Annotated in this window: 20 protein-coding genes; 15 read left to right on the top strand and 5 right to left on the bottom strand. The window is 71.9% G+C overall.

All coding sequences use genetic code 11. The features are described from left to right. Positions 1-50: 50 nt before the first annotated feature. Positions 51-1,814, top strand: coding sequence for a thiamine pyrophosphate-dependent enzyme (locus tag FHS88_RS10575; RefSeq protein ID WP_184484346.1), 1,764 nt, complete (start codon positions 51-53; stop codon positions 1,812-1,814). Between the two features lie 72 nt (positions 1,815-1,886). Here the strand turns inward: FHS88_RS10575 and FHS88_RS10570 are convergent, their stop codons facing one another. Beyond that, complete coding sequence (locus tag FHS88_RS10570; RefSeq protein ID WP_184484344.1) at positions 1,887-2,282, bottom strand: carboxymuconolactone decarboxylase family protein; 396 nt, start codon at positions 2,280-2,282, stop codon at positions 1,887-1,889. A 50-nt stretch (positions 2,283-2,332) separates the two neighbouring features. Here FHS88_RS10570 and FHS88_RS10565 point away from each other — a divergent pair, with 50 nt between their 5' ends. Continuing rightward, a complete protein-coding gene (locus FHS88_RS10565; protein ID WP_184484342.1) occupies positions 2,333-2,824 on the top strand; it encodes a flavodoxin family protein in 492 nt (163 codons plus the stop codon). A gap of 39 nt (positions 2,825-2,863) precedes the next feature. On the opposite strand, the gene FHS88_RS10560 is transcribed toward FHS88_RS10565, so the two are convergent. Both FHS88_RS10560 and FHS88_RS10555 read right to left on the bottom strand, forming a co-directional pair. Next, a complete protein-coding gene (locus FHS88_RS10560) occupies positions 2,864-3,835 on the bottom strand; it encodes a Bug family tripartite tricarboxylate transporter substrate binding protein (protein WP_184484340.1) in 972 nt (323 codons plus the stop codon). 129 nt (positions 3,836-3,964) lie between these two features. Next, on the bottom strand, positions 3,965-5,206 hold the full coding sequence (locus FHS88_RS10555; protein ID WP_184484338.1) for a class I SAM-dependent methyltransferase: 1,242 nt from the start codon (positions 5,204-5,206) through the stop codon (positions 3,965-3,967). A gap of 98 nt (positions 5,207-5,304) precedes the next feature. Here FHS88_RS10555 and FHS88_RS10550 point away from each other — a divergent pair, with 98 nt between their 5' ends. The 5 genes from FHS88_RS10550 to FHS88_RS10530 all read left to right on the top strand — a co-directional run bounded on the left by FHS88_RS10550 (position 5,305) and on the right by FHS88_RS10530 (position 9,829). Continuing rightward, positions 5,305-5,823, top strand: a complete 519-nt coding sequence (locus FHS88_RS10550) for an invasion associated locus B family protein (RefSeq protein WP_184484336.1) — start codon at positions 5,305-5,307, stop codon at positions 5,821-5,823. Next, positions 5,820-7,007 (top strand): 23S rRNA (adenine(2503)-C(2))-methyltransferase RlmN, encoded by a 1,188-nt coding sequence (rlmN, locus tag FHS88_RS10545; RefSeq protein ID WP_246419794.1) that lies wholly within the window; start codon positions 5,820-5,822, stop codon positions 7,005-7,007. The genes FHS88_RS10550 and rlmN overlap by 4 nt, the downstream gene beginning before the upstream one ends. A gap of 96 nt (positions 7,008-7,103) precedes the next feature. After that, the gene (locus tag FHS88_RS10540) at positions 7,104-8,306 is read left to right on the top strand and encodes a pyridoxal phosphate-dependent aminotransferase (RefSeq protein ID WP_184484332.1); all 1,203 of its coding nucleotides are present in this window, start codon (positions 7,104-7,106) and stop codon (positions 8,304-8,306) included. Next, positions 8,303-9,289, top strand: a complete 987-nt coding sequence (locus FHS88_RS10535) for a GNAT family N-acetyltransferase (protein ID WP_338146523.1) — start codon at positions 8,303-8,305, stop codon at positions 9,287-9,289. Before FHS88_RS10540 ends, FHS88_RS10535 begins: the two co-directional genes overlap by 4 nt. Before the next feature lie 18 nt (positions 9,290-9,307). Then, the gene (locus FHS88_RS10530; RefSeq protein ID WP_184484330.1) at positions 9,308-9,829 is read left to right on the top strand and encodes a DinB family protein; all 522 of its coding nucleotides are present in this window, start codon (positions 9,308-9,310) and stop codon (positions 9,827-9,829) included. Positions 9,830-9,833: 4 nt separating this feature from the next. Here FHS88_RS10530 and FHS88_RS10525 read toward each other — a convergent pair whose 3' ends face one another. Further along, positions 9,834-10,718: an alpha/beta fold hydrolase gene (locus FHS88_RS10525; RefSeq protein ID WP_184484329.1), complete on the bottom strand. Its 885-nt coding sequence runs from the start codon at positions 10,716-10,718 to the stop codon at positions 9,834-9,836. A 101-nt stretch (positions 10,719-10,819) separates the two neighbouring features. Between FHS88_RS10525 and FHS88_RS10520 the strand changes: the two genes are divergently transcribed. From FHS88_RS10520 to FHS88_RS10510, 3 genes are read left to right on the top strand one after another with little or no spacing between them, the layout of a single operon-like run. Then, the gene (locus FHS88_RS10520; protein WP_246419793.1) at positions 10,820-11,233 is read left to right on the top strand and encodes a carboxymuconolactone decarboxylase family protein; all 414 of its coding nucleotides are present in this window, start codon (positions 10,820-10,822) and stop codon (positions 11,231-11,233) included. Then, on the top strand, positions 11,233-12,141 hold the full coding sequence (locus FHS88_RS10515) for an NAD(P)-dependent oxidoreductase (protein WP_184484327.1): 909 nt from the start codon (positions 11,233-11,235) through the stop codon (positions 12,139-12,141). Before FHS88_RS10520 ends, FHS88_RS10515 begins: the two co-directional genes overlap by 1 nt. Further along, on the top strand, positions 12,138-12,932 hold the full coding sequence (locus FHS88_RS10510) for an N-acyl homoserine lactonase family protein (protein ID WP_184484325.1): 795 nt from the start codon (positions 12,138-12,140) through the stop codon (positions 12,930-12,932). The genes FHS88_RS10515 and FHS88_RS10510 overlap by 4 nt, the downstream gene beginning before the upstream one ends. A 12-nt stretch (positions 12,933-12,944) precedes the next feature. On the opposite strand, the gene FHS88_RS10505 is transcribed toward FHS88_RS10510, so the two are convergent. Continuing rightward, positions 12,945-13,271, bottom strand: a complete 327-nt coding sequence (locus FHS88_RS10505) for a multidrug DMT transporter permease (RefSeq protein ID WP_184484323.1) — start codon at positions 13,269-13,271, stop codon at positions 12,945-12,947. 49 nt (positions 13,272-13,320) lie between these two features. Here FHS88_RS10505 and FHS88_RS10500 point away from each other — a divergent pair, with 49 nt between their 5' ends. The 5 genes from FHS88_RS10500 (at position 13,321) to FHS88_RS10480 (ending at position 18,451) form a co-directional block, all read left to right on the top strand. Next, positions 13,321-14,457 (top strand): glycosyltransferase, encoded by a 1,137-nt coding sequence (locus FHS88_RS10500; RefSeq protein ID WP_184484321.1) that lies wholly within the window; start codon positions 13,321-13,323, stop codon positions 14,455-14,457. Beyond that, a complete protein-coding gene (locus tag FHS88_RS10495) occupies positions 14,457-15,362 on the top strand; it encodes a glycosyltransferase family 9 protein (protein ID WP_184484319.1) in 906 nt (301 codons plus the stop codon). The genes FHS88_RS10500 and FHS88_RS10495 overlap by 1 nt, the downstream gene beginning before the upstream one ends. 61 nt (positions 15,363-15,423) lie before the next feature. Next, a complete protein-coding gene (gene thrS, locus FHS88_RS10490; RefSeq protein ID WP_184484317.1) occupies positions 15,424-17,364 on the top strand; it encodes a threonine--tRNA ligase in 1,941 nt (646 codons plus the stop codon). Positions 17,365-17,503: 139 nt separating this feature from the next. Next, complete coding sequence (gene infC, locus FHS88_RS10485) at positions 17,504-18,028, top strand: translation initiation factor IF-3 (protein WP_184484315.1); 525 nt, start codon at positions 17,504-17,506, stop codon at positions 18,026-18,028. Between the two features lie 9 nt (positions 18,029-18,037). Continuing rightward, entirely contained in the window at positions 18,038-18,451 is a 414-nt protein-coding gene (locus tag FHS88_RS10480) for a hypothetical protein (protein WP_184484313.1), read from the top strand. The last annotated feature ends 55 nt before the right edge of the window (positions 18,452-18,506 follow it).

Raw genomic sequence — 18,506 nt, 5'->3', positions numbered from 1 at the left:
GCGGCTAGCCTCCGCCCCGCCGCGATTTCGAACACGGGAAGGATGGCCGGATGACTGAGGCACGGCGCGCCACGCCTGGGCGCACGGGGGGCAAGCTGCTGGCGGATGCGCTGGTGGCGCAGGGAGTGACGCACGCCTTCTGCGTGCCGGGCGAATCCTATCTCGACCTGCTCGACGGGCTCTATTCGGTGCGCAACCGGTTGCAGCTCGTGACCTGCCGCTTCGAGGCCGGCGCGGTCCACATGGCCGAGGCGCACGGCAAGCTGACCGGCAAGCCCGGGGTCGCGATCGTCACGCGCGGGCCGGGGGCCTGCCACGCCGCGATCGGCGTGCATGTCGCCTTCCAGGATTCGACGCCGCTGGTGCTGCTGGTCGGGCAGATCCCGGTCGAGGAGACCGACCGCGAGAGCTTCCAGGAGGTGGACTACCGCCGGATGTTCGGCCCGATCGCGAAGTGGGTCACGCAGATCGACGACGAGAAGCGCATCCCGGAACTGATGGCGCATGCCTTCGATGTCGCGACCTCCGGCCGGCCCGGCCCGGTGGTGGTGGCGATCAGCGAGGAGATGCAGAAGCGGCTCTCTACCGTGCCCGACATCGGCCCGGCCGAGGTCCTGCCGCCGCACCCCGCCCCGGACGCGCTGCCGCGGCTGATGGACATGCTGGCGCGGGCGAAGCGGCCGCTCGCCATCCTCGGCGGCTCGCGCTGGACGGCGCAGGGCAAGGCCGATATCCGCGACTGGCTGCTGGCGAATGACCTGCCGGTCTCGGTCGCCTTCCGCCGCATGGGGCTGTTCGACGGCACCTCGCCCAACTACGTGGGCGATCTCGGCGTCGGCGCGGATGCGGGCCTCGTGGCCAAGGCGAAGGAGAGCGACCTCGTGCTCGCCATCGGCACCCGCATCGGCGAGCCGGTGAGCCAGGGCTACACGCTGTTCGACATGGCCGGCGCGACGCCGATCGTGCATGTCTATCCGGATCAGGCCGAGATCGGGCGCGTCTATCGCCCCGCCCTCGGCATCGTCTCGGAGGTCAATGCCTTCGCCGCCGCCGCCAAGGCCGCCGGCGCGGTGAAGAAGCCGGCCTGGAGCGCCTGGACGAAGGAACTCCGCGCGCTGCGCGTGGCGCAGGCCGTGCCGCCGGACTACGAGGGGCCGCTCAATCTCGCCACCGCGCTGCAGGCGCTCGAGAAGGAACTGCCCGAGGACACGATCTTCACCACGGACGCCGGCAATTTCGCGACCTGGCCGAACCGCTTCATGCATTTCGGCGAGAAGCAGGATTTCCTCGGGCCGACCAACGGCGCGATGGGCTACGCCGTGCCGGCGGCAATCGGCGCGAAGATCACCCATCCCGAGCGCGCGGTGATCGGCTTCGTCGGCGATGGCGGCTTCCTGATGACGGGGCAGGAGATCGCGACCGCCTTCCACCACTCGGTCAACCCCGTGATCCTGGTCTTCAACAACCAGATGTACGGCACCATCCGCATGTACCAGGAGCGGACCTACCCGCACCGCGTCTCGGGCACCGCGCTGACCAACCCCGATTTCGCCAAGTTCATCGAGGCCTTCGGCGGGCATGGCGAGATCGTCGAGCGCACCGAGGAGCTGGTGCCCGCCGTCAAGCGCGCGCTCGCGTCCGGCAAGCCTGCGGTGGTCGAGGTGCGGACCAACCCCGAGCAGGTGACCAACCGCGCGACCATCGCCGAGCTGCGCGCGCAGGCGGCGAAGGCGGCGGCCTCCGCGACGAGGCCCGAGACGGCGAAGGCGGCGCGCACGCCGGCCCCGCGCCGGACCGGGCCGCGGCCGCGCTGACCGCGTGCCGGAGAGGGGCACCACCCCTCTCCGGGCCTGACCCCGCCCGAGGCAGGGGGCCTTCGGACACCCTTAGCCGGCGCCGGCTTCGCGCAGCACCTCCTCGGCCGTGCGCATCGCTGCGATGGCGGCGGGGAAGCCGGCATAGGCGCAGGCATGGGTGATGACCTCGGCGATCTCCTCCGGCGTGCAGCCGTTGTTCAGCGCGCCGACGAGGTGGCCGCGGAGTTCGTGATGCTGGCTGAGCGCCACCAGCATGCCGATCGTCACCATGGAACGCTCGCGCCGCGTCAGCGTCCCGCGCGTCCAGAGGGAGGCGTAGGGGAACTCCTCGGACAAATGCCGCAGCGCCTGGTTCAGCGGCGTTGTGCTGGCGTCGCGCCTGGCCATGTAGGCCTCGCCCAGCACCTCGCGCATCGCTTGGCGGCCGGTGGCGCGCAGCGCCTCGTGCGCGGTCTCGTCGGTCATGTGGTTCGCTCCCTTCTGCGTCCGTGCGACTGTAGGCGCGGGAGGGCGCGATGACGAAGACGCTGCTGATCGTGTTCCATTCCATGACCGGCGGCACGCGCGCCATGGCCGAGGCCGCGGCGCGCGGCGCTGGGGGGCAGGGGGTGGCGGTGCGCCTGAAGCCCGCGGCGTCGGCCGGGGCGGAGGATCTCCTCGCCGCGGATGGCTACGTCTTCGCAGCACCCGAGAACCTCGCTGCGATCGCGGGCATGATGAAGGACTTCTTCGACCGCACCTACTACGCCGCGCTCGGCCGGATCGAGGGGCGGGCCTGCGCCATCATGGTCTGCGCCGGCAGCGACGGGCAGAACGCCGCGCGGCAGATGGCGCGCATCGCGACGGGCTGGCGGCTGCGAACCGTGGCGCCGCCGCTGATCGTCTGCACGCATGCGCAGACGCCGGTGGCGATCCTCGCGCCCAAGATACTCGGCGCGGAGGATGTGGCGCGCTGCGAGGAACTCGGCGCGACGCTCGCGGCCGGGATGGCGATCGGCATGTTCTGATGCCAGGAGGGCGAAGGGTGTTCCTGCGCCCGTGCGGCATCAGTCGATCTGCGCCCCGGAGGCGCGCACCACCGGGGCCCATTTCGCCACCTCCTCCCGCATGAAGGCGTTGAAGGGCCCGGGGCCGAGCGGCCAGGGCTCGGCGCCGTAGTCGCGGATGCGCTGGGCGATGGCCGGATCCTCGAGCGCGGCGACGAACTCCGCGCCCAGGCGCTCGCGGATCGGCTGCGGCACGCCCGCGGGCGCGGCGATGCCGTACCAGGAGGCGACGTCGAAATCCGGCACGCCCTGTTCCTGCAGCGTCGGCACTTCCGGCATGGTGCTCGCCCGCCGCGCGGTCGAGACGCCGAGCGCGCGCAGCATCCCCGCCAGCACCTGCTGGCGCGAGGCCGGCGCGTTGTCGATGGCGAAGAGCGTCTCGCCGTTCAGCACCGCCGCCATGGAGGGCGCGGTGCCGCGATAGGGCACATGCGTCACCTCGATGCCCATGCGCATGCCGAACAGCAGGCCGGAGAGATGCGAGGAGGTGCCCGACCCGGCGGAGGAGAAGTTCGCGCGCGCCGGATTGGCGCGGCAGAAGGCGACCAGATCCGCGACGCTGCGGATCGGCCCGTCGCCCTTGACGATCAGGACATTGGGCAGGGCGGCGATGCGCGCCACGCCCGGCAGGTCGCGCAGCGGGTCGAAGGAGAGGCGGCGGTAGAGCGTCGGCCCGATGCCGTGCGAGGCGATGTGGTTCACGTAGTAGGTGTAGCCATCGGGCGCGGCGCGCGCCGTCACCTCCGCCCCCACCATGCCGCCCGCGCCGGGGCGGGGCTCGATGACGAGGGGCTGGCCCAGGCGCTCGCGCAGGCGGTTCTCCATCATGCGCAGGAAGATGTCCGACACGCCCCCCGCGGCCCCGCCGATGACGAAGCGGATCGGGCGGTCGGGCCAGGAGCCCTGGGCGCGCGCAAGCGGCGCGGCGAGCAGGGCGCCGGCGCCGCCGGCGAGCAGGCGTCGCGTGATCATCCTCGTTTCCTCCGGCCATGGTTCGGCGAGGCCGCAGCCTAGGACGGATCGCCCACGGCGCGCAGCAGCCTTGCATCGAGCGCAACGATCGGCGCTGCGCGCACCCTGCGCGCCGGAGGAACACCCTCGCTATGGCGCGGCGAGCAGCATCCGGTTCACCGCTTCGAGCGCGCGCGCGAGCGCCGCGAAGTCCCGCGCGAAGGCCTCGCGCGAGACGCCGTTGGCGGCGAGTTCGTCGCCGATCGCGCCGATGCTGCGCCGCCCGTCCACGCGCGCGAGGATCGCCTGGGCGAGCCGGGGCAGGGCGACCGGCACGGTCAGCCCGTCGAAGCCCACGCGCAGCACGCCGTCGCCGCCGATCTGGCGGGCGAGTTTCGCGCCGTCGAGCTCGCGCAGCACCGGGACGGCGGCGGGGTCGTCCCAGGGCGGGGCGGGGGGTGCTTCGCCCTTGCGCACGCAATAGGCGATGTGGATGCCCATGTTGCCGGACGCGGCCTCGGCGAGCGCCGCGCGGGCCACGGGGTCGAGCAGGGCGGTGCGTTCGCGCAGCCGCGGATCGGTGAGGAAGGCGTCGGGGTCGTAGCGCAGCGGCTCGACCAGGCAGCGGAACTCGAGCCCGGCGGCGTCGAGCAGCGCGGCGAGCTGCGGCACCGTGAAGGCGACGTCCCGGGGGTTCAGCAGCAGGTCGTAGATGCCGGCGTCGCCGCCCTGGATGTGGTCGGTGATCCAGGGGTTGCGGCGCAGCCAGGCGGTCTCGGGCGTCTGGCGCCAGAGGCGTTTGGCGATCTCGACGCGCTCGGCGGGCGGGCGGTCCGGCGGGGCGATCAGCCGCAGCGCGTCCTGCAGCATGTAGACCCCTGTCCGGCCGTGCGGGGCATAGACCATCAGCCCGATCCCGCCACCCGGCGCCAGCACCGAGACGAGCGCGCGCAGCCCCGCCAGCGGGTCGGGCATGTGGTGCAGCACCCCGCAGCAATCCACGTAGTCGAAGGGACCGAGCCCGCTGCCGGGCAGGTCGAGGATGGAGGCCTCGGCGAAGATGACGTTGCCGAGAGACCGCGCGGCCACCCGCGCCTCCGCCACCCGGCGCGCGGCGGCGGAGCGGTCGAGCCAGGTGACCGAGCCCTCGCGCCCCGCCCAGGCCATCTGCTGGGCGAGCATCACCGTCCCGTCCCCGGAGCCGCCGCCGGCCATCAGGGCCGAGAGAGGGCGCGCGGCCGGGCGGCGGGCGCCGAAGATCCAGTGGTCCACCTCCCGCAGATGAGAGGGGCTGCCGACGACGAGCCGCTTCGCCTCGTCCCGCGGGTCCCGCTTCGGGTAGGGGAAGGCCTCGTATTGCGCGGCGAGGGCGGCATCGGCGGCGTCGGTCATGGCCCGCCTGTTACGCCGGGACGGCGTGCCGGGCCAGAGCGCCGCGGTTGCCCGCGGCGGCAGGGCTTCGTATCTAGGGGTGCATGCGATCCGTTCTCATGCTTACGGCCCTTGCGGCCCTGGTTGCGATTCCCGCCCTGGCGCAGCAGCGCGGGGGCGCGGCGCAGACCCAGCCGCAGCAACAGCAGCAGCCGAGGCGGCTTGGCGATTTCCAGGCCTGGACCGCGGCGGTGCATCAGGAGGGCGGCCAGAAGGTCTGCTACGCCTTCACCCGCGCGACGCGCACCGACCCGGCGCGGGAGGGCGTGATCCTGACCGTGACGCACCGGGTGAACGGGCGCGACCAGGTGGCGCTGAGCGCGGGCTATGCCTATCCGCGCAATGCCGCCGTCACGGTCGCGGTGGGGCAGACGCAGATCCCCTTCTACACGGGCGGCAATTCCGCCTTCGCCCGCGACGGGCGGGCGGCGGTCGCGGCCTTCCGCGGCGGGCTGACGGCGACCGCGCGCGGGCCGCGCGCCGGCGGCCGGGGCACCGCGACGGACACCTTCAGCCTGTCCGGCTTCTCCGCGGCCTACGAGGCGATCAGCCAGGAATGCCCGGCGGGGCGGCGATGAGCACGCCCCCCGCCACGGACGGGCTGGCCGAGGCGGAACGGGCGCGCATCCTCGCCAAGGCCGCCCTCTTCGCCCCGCCGCCGGCGACACTGCCGGACGGGCGGCGCGACCTCGTCGGGCTCTCGCGCGAGGAACTCGCGGCCGAGATGGCCGCGATCGGGGAGAAGCCCTTCCGCGCGAAACAGCTCTGGCACTGGATCTACCACCAGGGCGAGACCGATTTCGCGAAGATGACCACCATCGCGAAGCCGATGCAGGCGAAGCTCGCCGAACGCTTTGTGGTCGGCCGGCCGGAGGTCGCGACGCAGCAGGACAGCGCCGACGGCACGCGCAAATGGGTCTTCGCCTTCCGCGACGCCCAGCGGGTCGAGACGGTCTACATCCCCTCGCCCGAGGAGGACCGCGGCGCGGTGTGCATCAGCACGCAGGTGGGCTGCACGCTCTCCTGCACCTTCTGCCACACCGGCACGCAGAAGCTGGTGCGCAACCTCGGCGCGGCGGAGATCGTGGGCCAGTTCATGGCGGCGCGGGATTCCTACGGCGAATGGCCCTCGCCCAAGGACGGCGCGCCGCGGCTGCTCTCGAACATCGTCGTCATGGGCATGGGCGAGCCGCTTTACAACTACGAGAACGTGGCGAAGGCGCTGCGCATCGTGATGGACCACGAGGGCATCGGGCTGAGCCGCCGGCGCATCACGCTCTCGACCTCGGGCGTGGTGCCGATGATGGACCGCTGCGGGGCCGAGCTCGGCGTGGGTCTGGCCGTTTCGCTGCATGCGGTGACCAACGAGTTGCGCGACGAGATCGTGCCGCTGAACCGCAAATACCCGATCGAGGAGCTGCTGGCCGCCTGCCGGCGCTACCCCGGCGCGTCGAATGCGCGGCGCATCACCTTCGAATACGTCATGCTGCGCGGGGTGAACGATTCCGAGGCCGATGCGCGCGAACTCGTGCGCCTTCTGCGCGGCATCCCGGCCAAGGTGAACCTGATCCCGTTCAACCCCTGGCCCGGCAGCGCCTACAGGACCTCGACCAGCGAGGCGATCAGGCGCTTCGCGGCCATCGTGAACGATGCGGGCTATTCGAGCCCCATCCGCCGCCCGCGCGGGCGCGACATCCTGGCGGCCTGCGGGCAGCTCAAGACCGAGAGCGAGCGGACGCGGCGCGGCGCGAAGGCGGCCTGACGCGCGGCGCGCGGCATGGCCGACGGGGGGCAATTCCACCCCGCCGGATATTGCTCTAGGGTCCGGGCCTTTCCGCCTGCAAGGACAGAGACGCCGATGCCCGCCCTCGCCGCCCGACTGAAGGAAGTCTCCATTTCCGCCTCCGTCGTGATGACGATGAAGGGGCGCGAGCTCGCGGCGAAGGGGATCAAGGTGATCAGCCTCGCCTCCGGCGAGCCCGACTTCCCGACGCCGATGCACGCGATCGAGGCCGCGCACAAGGCCGCGCTCGCGGGCGACACCAAGTATCCGCCGCAGGACGGCACCAAGGCGCTGAAGGAGGCGGTGCAGCGCAAGTTCAAGCGCGACAACAACCTCGACTACGCGCTGGACGAGATCATGGTCGCCAATGGCGGCAAGCAGTGCATCTACAACGCGCTGATGGCGACGGTGGACCCCGGCGACGAGGTGGTGATCCCCGCGCCCTACTGGATCTCCTATGCCGACATGGCGAAGGTTGCGGGCGGCAGGCCGGTGCTCGTGAACTGCCCGCAGAACAACGGCTTCAAGCTGCGCCCCGAGGACCTCGACGCCGCCATCACGCCGCGCACCAAGTGGGTGATGCTGAACTTCCCCAACAACCCGACCGGCGCGGCATGCTCGCGCGCCGAGATGAAGGCGATCGCGGAGGTGCTGAAGAAGCACCCGCATGTCTGGGTGATGACCGACGACATGTACGAGCACCTCGTCTATGACGGCTTCGAGTTCTGCACCATCGCCGAGGTCGAGCCCGCGCTGAAGGACCGCACCCTCACGGTCAACGGCGCCTCCAAGACCTACGCCATGACCGGCTGGCGCGTCGGCTTCTGCGGCGGGCCGAAGGAGCTGATCAAGGCCATGGTGAACATGCAGGGCCAGGCGACCTCGGGCATCTCGACCATCAGCCAGGCCGCCGCGGCGGCGGCGCTGGACGGGCCGCAGGACCTGGTGCGCGAGCGCGCCGAGGAATACCGCCGCCGCCGCGACATGGTGGTGGAGATGCTGAACCAGGCGCCGGGCATCGCCTGCCACAAGCCCGAAGGCGCCTTCTACGTCTTCCCCAACATCGCGGGCTGCCTTGGCAAGACGACCAAGGGGGGCAGGAAGCTCGAGACCGACACCGACTTCGCCCTGGCGCTGCTCGAGGAGAAGCACGTCGCCGCGGTGCAGGGCGCCGCCTACGGCATGTCGCCCTATCTGCGCATCTCCTACGCCACTGACATGGAGAGCCTGCGCGAAGCCTGCTCGCGCATCCAGGAGTTCTGCCGGGAACTCGCGTGATCCGGGAGGGCAGGGACACCGACGCCGAGGGCTTCATCGCCCTGATCGGCGCCTGCTGGGCGGAGTATCCCGGCTGCATCCTCGACGTGGATGGCGAGGTGCCGGAGCTGCGCGCGCTCGCGACCTGGTTCCGCGAGCAGGGCGGGATGCTCTGGGCCGCGGAGCGGGAGGGGCGCGTGATCGGCATGGTCGGCACCCGCCCGCTGAAGGAGGACGCGGCCTGGGAGATCTGCCGCATGTATGTGGACGCCGCGGCGCGCGGGGAGGGGCTTGCGGCGGCGCTGCTCGGGGCCGCCGAAGGCCATGCGCGCGAGGCCGGCGCCGAGCGGATGGTGCTCTGGACCGACACGCGCTTCACCCGGGCGCACGGCTTCTACGAGAAGCACGGCTATGTCCGGCAGGGCTCGATCCGCATCCTCGACGACATCTCGCATTCGCTGGAGTTCCGCTACGCCAAGCCCGCGCGCGGGCTGGTGGTGGAGGCGCTGGACGCCGCCGCGGCGGCGAGCGCGGAGCGGCGGCTCGCCGAGATCCTGATCGCCTGCGTGGCCGAGGGCGCCTCGCTGGAGTTCCTCCCGCCGCTGCCGCGCGAGCGCGCGCTGGCCTTCTGGAAGGGCGCCTCGGCGGCGGTGGCGGCGGGCAGCCGCGTGGTGCTCGCCGCCTGGCTCGATGGCAGGCTCGCGGGGACCGTGACGCTCGACCTCGTCGCCGCGGAGAACCAGCCGCATGTCGCGGGCATCCAGAAGCTGATGGTGGACCCGGCCGCGCGGCGCGCGGGCATCGGCCGCGCGCTGCTGCGCCGCGCCGAGCAGGCCGCGCGCGCGCATGGGCGGCGGCTCGCGATGCTCGACACGCGCCGCGGCAGCGCGGCGGAGGCGCTCTATCGCAGCGAGGGCTGGACCGAGCTCGGCGGCATCCCCGGCTTCGAACTGGACGGGGCGCGCCAGCCGCAGGAGACGGTGTTCTTCTGGAAGGCGCTCTGACGGGCGCGGAGGCCGAGCATGATCAGCCCCGACTGGTGCCGCATGATGGCGGCCTACAACAGCGAGATGAACCGGCGGATCTACGCCGCGGCGGAGACGCTAGACGACGCCGTGCGGCGCGCGGATCGCGGCGCCTTCTGGGGCTCGCTGCACGGCACGCTCTCGCACCTGCTGTGGGGCGACACGCTCTGGATGAGCCGCTTCGACGGTTGGGAGAAGCCGCCCGTCGGCATCAAGGACAGCGCGCGCATGGTCGAGGACTGGACGGCGCTGAGGCAGGCGCGCACCGCGGCCGATGCGCGGATCGAGGCCTGGGCCGGGGGGCTGACGCCCGCGCGCCTTGCCGCGCCGCTCACCTGGTTCTCCGCGGTCGCCCAGCGCGAGACGACGCTGCCGCTCTGGATCTGCGTCGCGCATTTCTTCAACCACCAGACACATCATCGCGGCCAGGCGCATGCGCTCATCACCGCCGCGGGCGCGCGCACGGAGGATACCGACCTGCCCTGGGTTGTGGATCCCGTCGCGCTGGGGCTCGCTTGACCGCTCAGGCGCGCAGGAAGCCCTCGAGCCGCGCCAGCACCTCCGCCGGCGCTTCCTCCGCGAGGTAATGGCCCGAGGCCACGGCCGCGCCCTCCAGCGGGCCGGCCGCGTAGCGCCGCCAGACCGCCATCGCGTCGTACCATTTCGGGATGCTGCCCTTCGCCCCCCACAAGACGAGCAGCGGGCAGCCGATGCGCTGCCCCGCATCGCGCGAGGCGCGGTCATCCGCGAGGTCGATGCCCGCCGCGGCGCGGTAATCCTCGCACATCGCCTCGATGGTGCCGGGCTGGCGCAGCGCGGCCAGGTAGTCGGCCCGCGCCTCGGGATGGAAGAAGCCGGGGGGCTTGGGCTCGCGCGAGGTGTGGAAGTCGAACCAGCCCTCGAGGTCGGCGCGGATCATGCGCTCGGGCCCCGGATGGCGCTGGGCGAGGAAGAACCAGTGCCAGTAGCCCAGGCCGAAGGCCATGTCGGCGCGCTCGAAATGCTCGAGCGTGGGGACGATGTCCATGGTGCAGAGCCGCTCCACGGCCTCAGGGTGGTCGAGCGCCATGCGGTGGGCGACGCGCGCCCCGCGGTCATGCGCCACCACCTGGAAGCGCGCATGGCCGAGCGAGGCCATCAGCGCGACCATGTCCGCCGCCATGGCCCGCTTGGCGTAGGGGGCGTGGTCCTCGCTCACCGCCGGCTTGGCGGAGAAGCCGTAGCCGGTGAGGTCCGGGCAGATGACGGCGAAGCGCCGCGCCAGGGCCGGGGCCACCCTGTGCCACATGGCGTGGGTCTGCGGGTTGCCGTGAAGGAGCAGCAGGGGCGGGCCCTCGCCGCCGCGCCGCAGGCGGAAGCGCTTGCCGGCGGCCTCGCGGAACTCGAGCGTGAAGCCTTCGAAGAACATGCGCGCGTTGTCTCCCGGCGCAGCATCGCATGGCCGCGCGGCGCCGTCGCCCCGGTTGACCATGCCCCCGCGACGGGTCAGCGTGAAGCAACATATCCCCGATGGAGGAACGCACGATGTCCGACGACCAGGCACTGTTCGACAAGGGCCTGCCCATCCGCCGCGCGGTGCTGGGCGCCGAGTATGTGGACGGCTCCATGGCCAAGGCCGACGACTTCATGATGGCCTTCCAGCGCGCCACCACCGCCTGGGCCTGGGGCTGGGCCTGGGGCGAACCGACGCTGGACCGCAGGACGCGCTCGCTGCTGAACCTCGCCATGCTGACCGCGCTGGGCAAGATCCCGGAGGTGAAGCTGCATGTGAAGGGCGCGCTGAACAACGGCATCACCGTGGACGAGATCAAGGCGACGCTGCTGCACGCCACGGCCTATTGCGGCATCCCCGCCGGGCTCGATGCCTTCAAGGCGGCGCATGAGGTGCTGGTGGCCGAGGGCGCGCTGCCGGGGAAGAAGTGATGTCCGCGCCGATCAAGCGCGTCGCCTTCCTCGGCATCGGCAACATGGGCTGGCCGATGGCGGCCAATCTCGTGAAGGCGGGCTTCACGGTCACGGTCGCCGACGTGGTCCCCGGCCGGGCCGAGGCCTTCGCGGCCGAGACCGGCGCCAAGGCCGCCGCCACGCCGGCCGAGGCCGCCGCCGGGGCGGAGTGCGTCGTCACCATCGTCCCCACCAGCAAACAGGTGGCCGAGGCGATGGAGGCCATCGCGCCGTCGCTCGCGCCGGGAATGCTGGTGATCGACATGACCTCGGGCCAGCCGGGCCGCACGCGGGAGATCGCGTCGGCGCTGGCGGCCAGGGGGGTGGCGATGGTGGACTGCCCCGTCTCGGGTGGCGTGCCGCGCGCAAGGACCGGGCAGCTCGCCATCATGGCCGGGGGCGCGGATGCGGATCTCGACCGCGCCGAGCCCGTGCTCAAGGCCATGGGTACCTCCATCCATCGCTGCGGCCCGATCGGCGCGGGGCAGGCGATGAAGGCGCTGAACAACCTCGTCTCCGCCGGTGGCTATCTGATCGGCATCGAGGCGCTGCTGATCGGCCAGCGTTTCGGGCTCGACCCCGCGAAGATGGTGGACGTGCTGAACGCCAGCACGGGGATGAACAACTCGACGCAGAAGAAGTTCAAGGAATACGTGCTGTCCCGCCGCTTCGACGCGGGCTTCGGCCTCGACCTGATGGTCAAGGACCTCTCCATCGCGCTCGAAGTGGGGCGCGAGACGGCGACGCCGACACCCTTCGCCGCGCTGTGCCGCGAGATGTGGGCGGCGGCGGCGGCGATGCTGGGGCCCGGCGCGGACCATACGGCGGTGGCGAAACTGTCGGAGCAGATCTCCGGCACCGTTCTGGGAGGCAATGTCGAGACATGACCTGGGAAGCCTATGCCATCCGCTACGGGCGGCACGAGCGCACGGCGCAGGCCAACCACCTGCTGCCGCTGCCCGACCCGCACGAGGCGATGCCGCTCGACTACTATGTCTGGCTGCTGCGCGGGCCCGGCGGGCGGGAGATCGTGGTGGACACCGGCTTCGATGCCGAACTGGCGGCGAAGCGCGGGCGCAGGCTGTCGCGCGCGGTGGGCGACTGCCTATCCGCCATGGGCACGGACCCCGCGACGGTGCAGGACGTGATCATCACCCACCTGCACTACGACCATGCCGGCAGCCTCGGCATCTTCCCCAAGGCCCGCTTCCACCTCCAGGAGCGGGAGATGCACTTCGCCGTCGGCCGGCACATGTGCGTGCATGCCATCCGCATGCCCTTCGAGGCCGAGCATGTGGTCGCGATGGTCCGCGCCCTCTATGCCGATCGCGTCGAGTTCCATGACGGCGATGCCGAGGTCGCGCCCGGCGTCACGGTGCATCGCGTCGGCGGCCATTCCGACGGGCTGCAGGTGGTGCGCGTGGAGACGGCGCGCGGGCCGGTGGTGCTCGCGTCCGACGCCATGCATTTCTACGCCAATGCGCTGAGCGGGAACCCCTTCCCGATCATCTTCGACCTGGGCGCCATGGCGGCGGGCTGGCGCACGGCCAAGCGGCTGGCCGGCGGCGACGACAGCCGCGTCATCCCCGGCCACGACCCGGCGGTGCGGGAACGATTCCCCGCCGTCGAGGGCCAGCAGGGCGAGGTCGTGGCCCTGCACCTGCCGCCCCGCGCCTGAGCGGCGGGGCGCTCAGCCGGCGATGGTCGCGACGGCGGCGAGCAGCCCGCCGGCGCAGAAGATGGCCGAGATGCGCGGCCAGGCCGGCAGCGGGCCGACATGGCCGAGCAGCGCATTGACGCCGAGCGACCCGATCAGCCCGGCCAGCGGCTGCGACCAGTGCAGCCGCGCGAAGCCCCAGACGATGAGCACGATCCAGGCGATGAAGGCCGCGCGCGCGAGCCATTCCCACGCGATGTCCGCCGCGGGGGTGGCCGGGCGCATTTCGGGCGCGGTGGAGCGCGAATGGATGAAGCTCCCGGCCGAGAGCATGAGCATCGCGATGAAGTAGTTGGACATGCGCCCATGACTTGCGCCGCTGCCCGCTTCGGCGCAAGACCCGCGCGCCGTGACCCCGCCCGCCGCCGCCCCCGCCATCCTGCAGGTCCTGCCCGCGCTGGTCTCGGGCGGGGTGGAGCGCGGCACGCTCGAGATCGCCGAGGCGATCGTCGCCGCCGGGTTCCGCGCCTTGGTCGCATCCGCGGGCGGGCCACTGGTGGAGCCGCTCGAGGCGCTGGGCGCGCGCCATGTGCGCCTGCCGCTCGCCGAGCGTTCGCCGCTGGCGCTGTGGCGCAATGCCCGCGCTCTGGAGCGGATGGTGCGCGAGGAGGGTGTGACCATCCTGCACGCCCGCTCCCGCGCGCCGGCCTGGTCGGCGCTGCTGGCCGCGCGGCGCACGGGGGCTCGCTTCGTCACCACCTATCACGGCACCTACAACGAGGGCTTTCCCGGCAAGCGGCTCTACAACTCGGTGATGGCGCGGGGCGATCGCGTCATCGCCATCAGCCGCTTCATCGCGGCGCTCGTGGCCGAGCGGCATGGCGTGGGCGAGGACCGGCTGCGCGTGATCCCGCGCGGCGTGGACGAGCGCGCCTTCGACCCGGCCGCCGTGGCGCCGGAGCGCGTCGCGGCGCTGCGCGCGGCCTGGGCGGTGCCGGAGGGGCGGCCGGTGGTGATGCTCCCGGGCCGCGTGACGCGCTGGAAAGGCCAGGGCGTGCTGGTCGAGGCCATGGCGCGCCTGCCGGGCGATGCGCTGGCCCTGCTGGTGGGCGATGCGGAAGCGCGGCCGGCCTTCCGTGATGAACTTGTCGCGCGCATCGCGGCGCTCGGCCTCGGAGGGCGCGTGCGCCTCGTCGGCCACGCGCGGGACATGCCGGCGGCGCTGCTGCTCGCCGATGTCGTCGTCCATGCCTCGACCGATGCCGAGGCCTTCGGGCGGACGGTGATCGAGGCGCAGGCCATGGGCCGCTGCGTGATCGCATCCGACCTCGGCGGCCCGACCGAGACGGTGCAGGACGGTGTCACGGGCTGGCGCGTGCCGCCCGGCGATGCAGCCGCGCTCGCCGCCGCCATCGGGCGCGTCCTCGCCATGCCGGCGGCCGAGCGCGCGGCGGCCGGGGCGCGGGCCCGCGCCGCCGTGCTCGCGGGCTACACCACGGCGCGGATGCAGGCCGCGACGCTTGCCGTCTATCGCGAGCTGCTGTGATGCGCGTGCTGGTCATCAAGCTCGCCGCGCTGGGGGATTTCGCGCAGGCCTTCGGGCCCTTCGCGGCGATCCGCGCGCATCATCCCGATGCGCGGATCACGCTGCTGACCACGCGACCCTATGCGCCGCTGGCGCGCATGGCGCCCTGGTTCGACGAGGTGTGGGAGGACGGGCGGCCCGACTGGACCGACATCCCGGCCGTGCTGCGGCTCGCGCGCCGGCTCGGGGCGGCGCGCTTCGACCGGGTCTATGACCTGCAGACCTCCGCGCGTTCCTCGCGCTACCGCTGGTTCGTCGGGCGGCGTGCGGAATGGTCCGGCATCGCGGCCGGCGCGTCGCATCCCCATGCCAACCCCGCGCGCGATTCCATGCACACGGTCGAGCGCCAGCGCGAGCAGCTCGAGATGGCGGGGATCCGGCACTTCCCGGAGCCGGACCTCGCCTGGCTCGATGCCGACGTGACGCGCTTCGGCCTGCCGGAGCGGTTCTGGCTGATGGTGCCCGGCGCCTCCCCCGGCCGCCCTCGGAAACGCTGGCCGGAGGACCGCTTCGCCGCGCTCGCCGCGCTCCAGCCGCTGCCGGCCGTGGTCATCGGCGGGCCGGCGGAGAAGGCGATCGCCGCCGCCATCACCGCGGCCGAGCCGCGCGCGCTGGACGTCACCGGGCGGACCGGCTTCGCCGACATCGCGGCACTCGCGCGCCGCGCCGCCTTCTGCGTCGGCAACGACACCGGGCCGACGCATCTGGCCGCGGCCTGCGGCTGCCCGACCCTCGCCCTCTTCGGGGAGGACAGCGACCCCGCCCTCTGCGCGCCGCGGGGAAAGCGCGCCTCCTTCCTGCGCCATGTGCCCCTCGCCGGGCTGGAGCCCGGCGCGGTGGATGCCGCCATCGCGCGCCTGACTTGACCCGGAAGGGCGCGGTGCCCATGGTCCGCGCCCGGTTTCGCCCCCAGGAGATGCCTGCCCGATGCCTGCGATCACCCTGCCCGATGGTTCCGTCCGTTCCTTCGACGGGCCGGTCACGGGCACGCAGGTCGCGGCCGCGATCGGGCCGGGGCTGGCCAAGGCGGCGCTGGCGATGGAGGTGGACGGGGCCATCCAGGACCTCGCCCGCAGCATCGAGGCCGACGCATCGGTGCGCTTCATCACCCGCAAGGACCCGGAGGCGCTGGAGCTCATCCGCCATGACTGCGCGCATGTCCTGGCCGAAGCCGTGCAGGACCTGTTCCCCGGGACGCAGGTGACGATCGGGCCCGCGATCGAGAACGGCTTCTACTACGACTTCGCGCGCAACGAGCCCTTCACGCCCGAGGACTTCGGGGCCATCGAGGCGCGCATGCGCGAGATCATCGCGCGCAACGCGCCCTTCGAGCGCATCGTCACCACCCGGCACGAGGCGATGGCGCTGTTCGAGGCCAAGGGCGAGAAATACAAGGTCGAGCTGATCCGCGACCTGCCGCGCGGCGAGACCATCACGCTCTACCGCCAGGGCGAGTGGGTGGATCTCTGCCGCGGGCCGCACATGCGCGGCACCGGCGATGTCGGCACGGCCTTCAAGCTGATGAAGGTGGCCGGCGCCTATTGGCGGGGCGACCACCGCAACGCCATGCTGAGCCGCATCTACGGCACCGCCTGGCGCGACCAGAAGGAGCTCGACGCCTACCTCCATCAGCTGGAGGAGGCGGAGAAGCGCGACCATCGCAAGATCGGCAGGGAGATGGGCCTCTTCCACCTGCAGGAGGAGGCGGTCGGCTCGGTGTTCTGGCACCCGAAGGGCTGGCGCCTCTACCGCACGGTGGAAGCCTACATGCGCCGGCGCCTCGATGCCGCCGACTACCAGGAGGTGAAGACGCCGCAGCTCGTGGACCGCAAGCTCTGGGAGGCCTCGGGCCACTGGGAGAAGTTCCGCGAGAACATGTTCATCGCGACGGTGGAGGACGAGGGCGAGAAGGACCGCGTCCTTGCGCTCAAGCCGATGAACTGCCCCTGCCATGTGCAGATCTTCAACCAGGGCCTGCGCTCCTATCGCGAACTGCCGCTGCGCATGGCCGAGTTCGGCTCCTGCCACCGCTACGAGCCCTCGGGCGCGCTGCACGGCATCATGCGGGTGCGCGCCTTCACCCAGGATGACGCGCACATCTTCTGCGCCGAGGAGCAGATCGCCTCGGAGACGGTGCGCTTCGTCGCGCTGCTCTCCTCGATCTATCGCGATTTCGGCTTCGAGGAGTTCCGCGTGAAGTTCTCCGACCGGCCGGCGAAGCGCGCCGGCACGGACGAGGTCTGGGACCAGGCAGAGGGCGCGCTCAAGGAGGCCTGCCGCATCGCCGGCGTGGAATACGAGCTCAACCCGGGGGAGGGCGCCTTCTACGGCCCGAAGCTCGAATTCGTGCTGCGCGACGCCATCGGCCGCGACTGGCAGTGCGGCACGCTGCAGGTGGATTTCGTGCTGCCCGAGCGGCTCGATGCCGAATACGTGGCCGAGGACGGATCGCGCAGGCGCCCGGTCATGCTGCACCGAGCCATCCTGGGTTCCTTCGAGCGCTTCCTCGGCATCCTGATCGAGCAGCATGCAGGGCGCTTCCCGCTCTGGCTCGCCCCGGTGCAGGTGGTGGTCGCGACCATCGTGGACGAGGCGGCCGACTTCGCGCGCGAGGCGGCGGCCGCGCTGCAGAAGGCCGGGGTGGCGGCGGTGCTCGACCTCAGGAACGAGAAGATCAACCGCAAGGTGGTGGACCACATCGAGCAGAGGGTGCCGGTGCTCGCCGTGGTCGGGCGGCGGGAGGCCGAGGAGCGCAGCCTGGTGCTGCGCCGGTTGCCCGGCCGCGAGCAGGAGAGCCTGCCGCTGGCCGAGGCCATCGCCCGGCTGGCCGCCGAGGCCACCCCGCCGGATCTCGCGGCCCCGGCCTGAATGGGCACCCGTGTGGGGCGGACGGTGGCGGGCCCGCGCCCTGCCTGCGCGAAGCAGTTGCGGCGGCCGGACTGCCGCCCCATAAAGCGCGTCTGATCCCTCGCAACTTCGACAGGAGACGACCATAGCCCGCGGTCCCATGCCCGCCACGCCGCCCACCAAGGACGGCCCGCGCATCAATGACGAAATCCGCGTTCCCCAGGTCCGGCTGATCGACCAGAACGGCGAGATGCTGGGTGTGATGTCCGCCCGCGAGGCGCTGATCCGCGCCTATGACGTGGGCCTCGACCTGGTCGAGATCTCGCCCAACGCGGTGCCGCCTGTCTGCAAGATCCTCGACTACGGCAAGTACAAGTACGAGCAGCAGAAGAAGGCGAACGAGGCGCGCAAGAAGCAGAAGGTCGTCGAGATCAAGGAGATCAAGGTCCGTCCGAACATCGACGACCACGACTACGAAGTGAAGATGCGGCAGATGAAGTCCTTCATCGCCGAGGGGGACAAGGTGAAGGTGACGCTGCGCTTCCGCGGGCGCGAGATGGCGCACCAGGATCTGGGCGTGAAGGTGCTGGACCGGATCCGGACGGAACTCGCGGAGACCACGAAGGTCGAGCAGTTCCCGCGGCTCGAGAATCGGCAGATGATCATGGTTCTCGCGCCCAAGTAGGGCGCGGCCATGCTGTGGGCAGGCGGGGATTCGCTGACGCGCGGAACCCGCCTTACCCGCGAAAATCGGAACGAACTGGTTGTCGTGTCGGGCGCCTACGGTGCGCAGGACCTGGTTTCTCGGGAGGCGTTTTGGCGTTCCGGGTGCCGGTCGCATCTGGTCGGAATGGTTGCCGCCATCGGTTGCGTGCTGATCGGGTGCTTGACCTACACCCTTCTTGGCGGGCCGGGCCCGGCCCCCACCGGGGATATGGTCGGCACGCTGAGCCTTGGCCTCGTTCTCTACAGCGGTTGGCGCTTCGTGGTTTCCTGGCGCGAGCGCCGTCGTCTGCTTGGGGCGCTCCGGGCGCTCGACGCGGTGCAGCAGCAGCGGGGCATGGCGGGGCTCGGGGCTGCGTTTGACGGCAGACCGCGCTTTCCTTGACCTTGGTGGCGGGGGGCGCTATTGGCCCCGTCATCCGGTTCACCCCGAACCGCTT

The organism is Neoroseomonas alkaliterrae (assembly GCF_014199195.1).
Lineage (GTDB): Bacteria > Pseudomonadota > Alphaproteobacteria > Acetobacterales > Acetobacteraceae > Neoroseomonas > Neoroseomonas alkaliterrae.
This window is presented reverse-complemented; position numbering and strand designations above follow the sequence as displayed.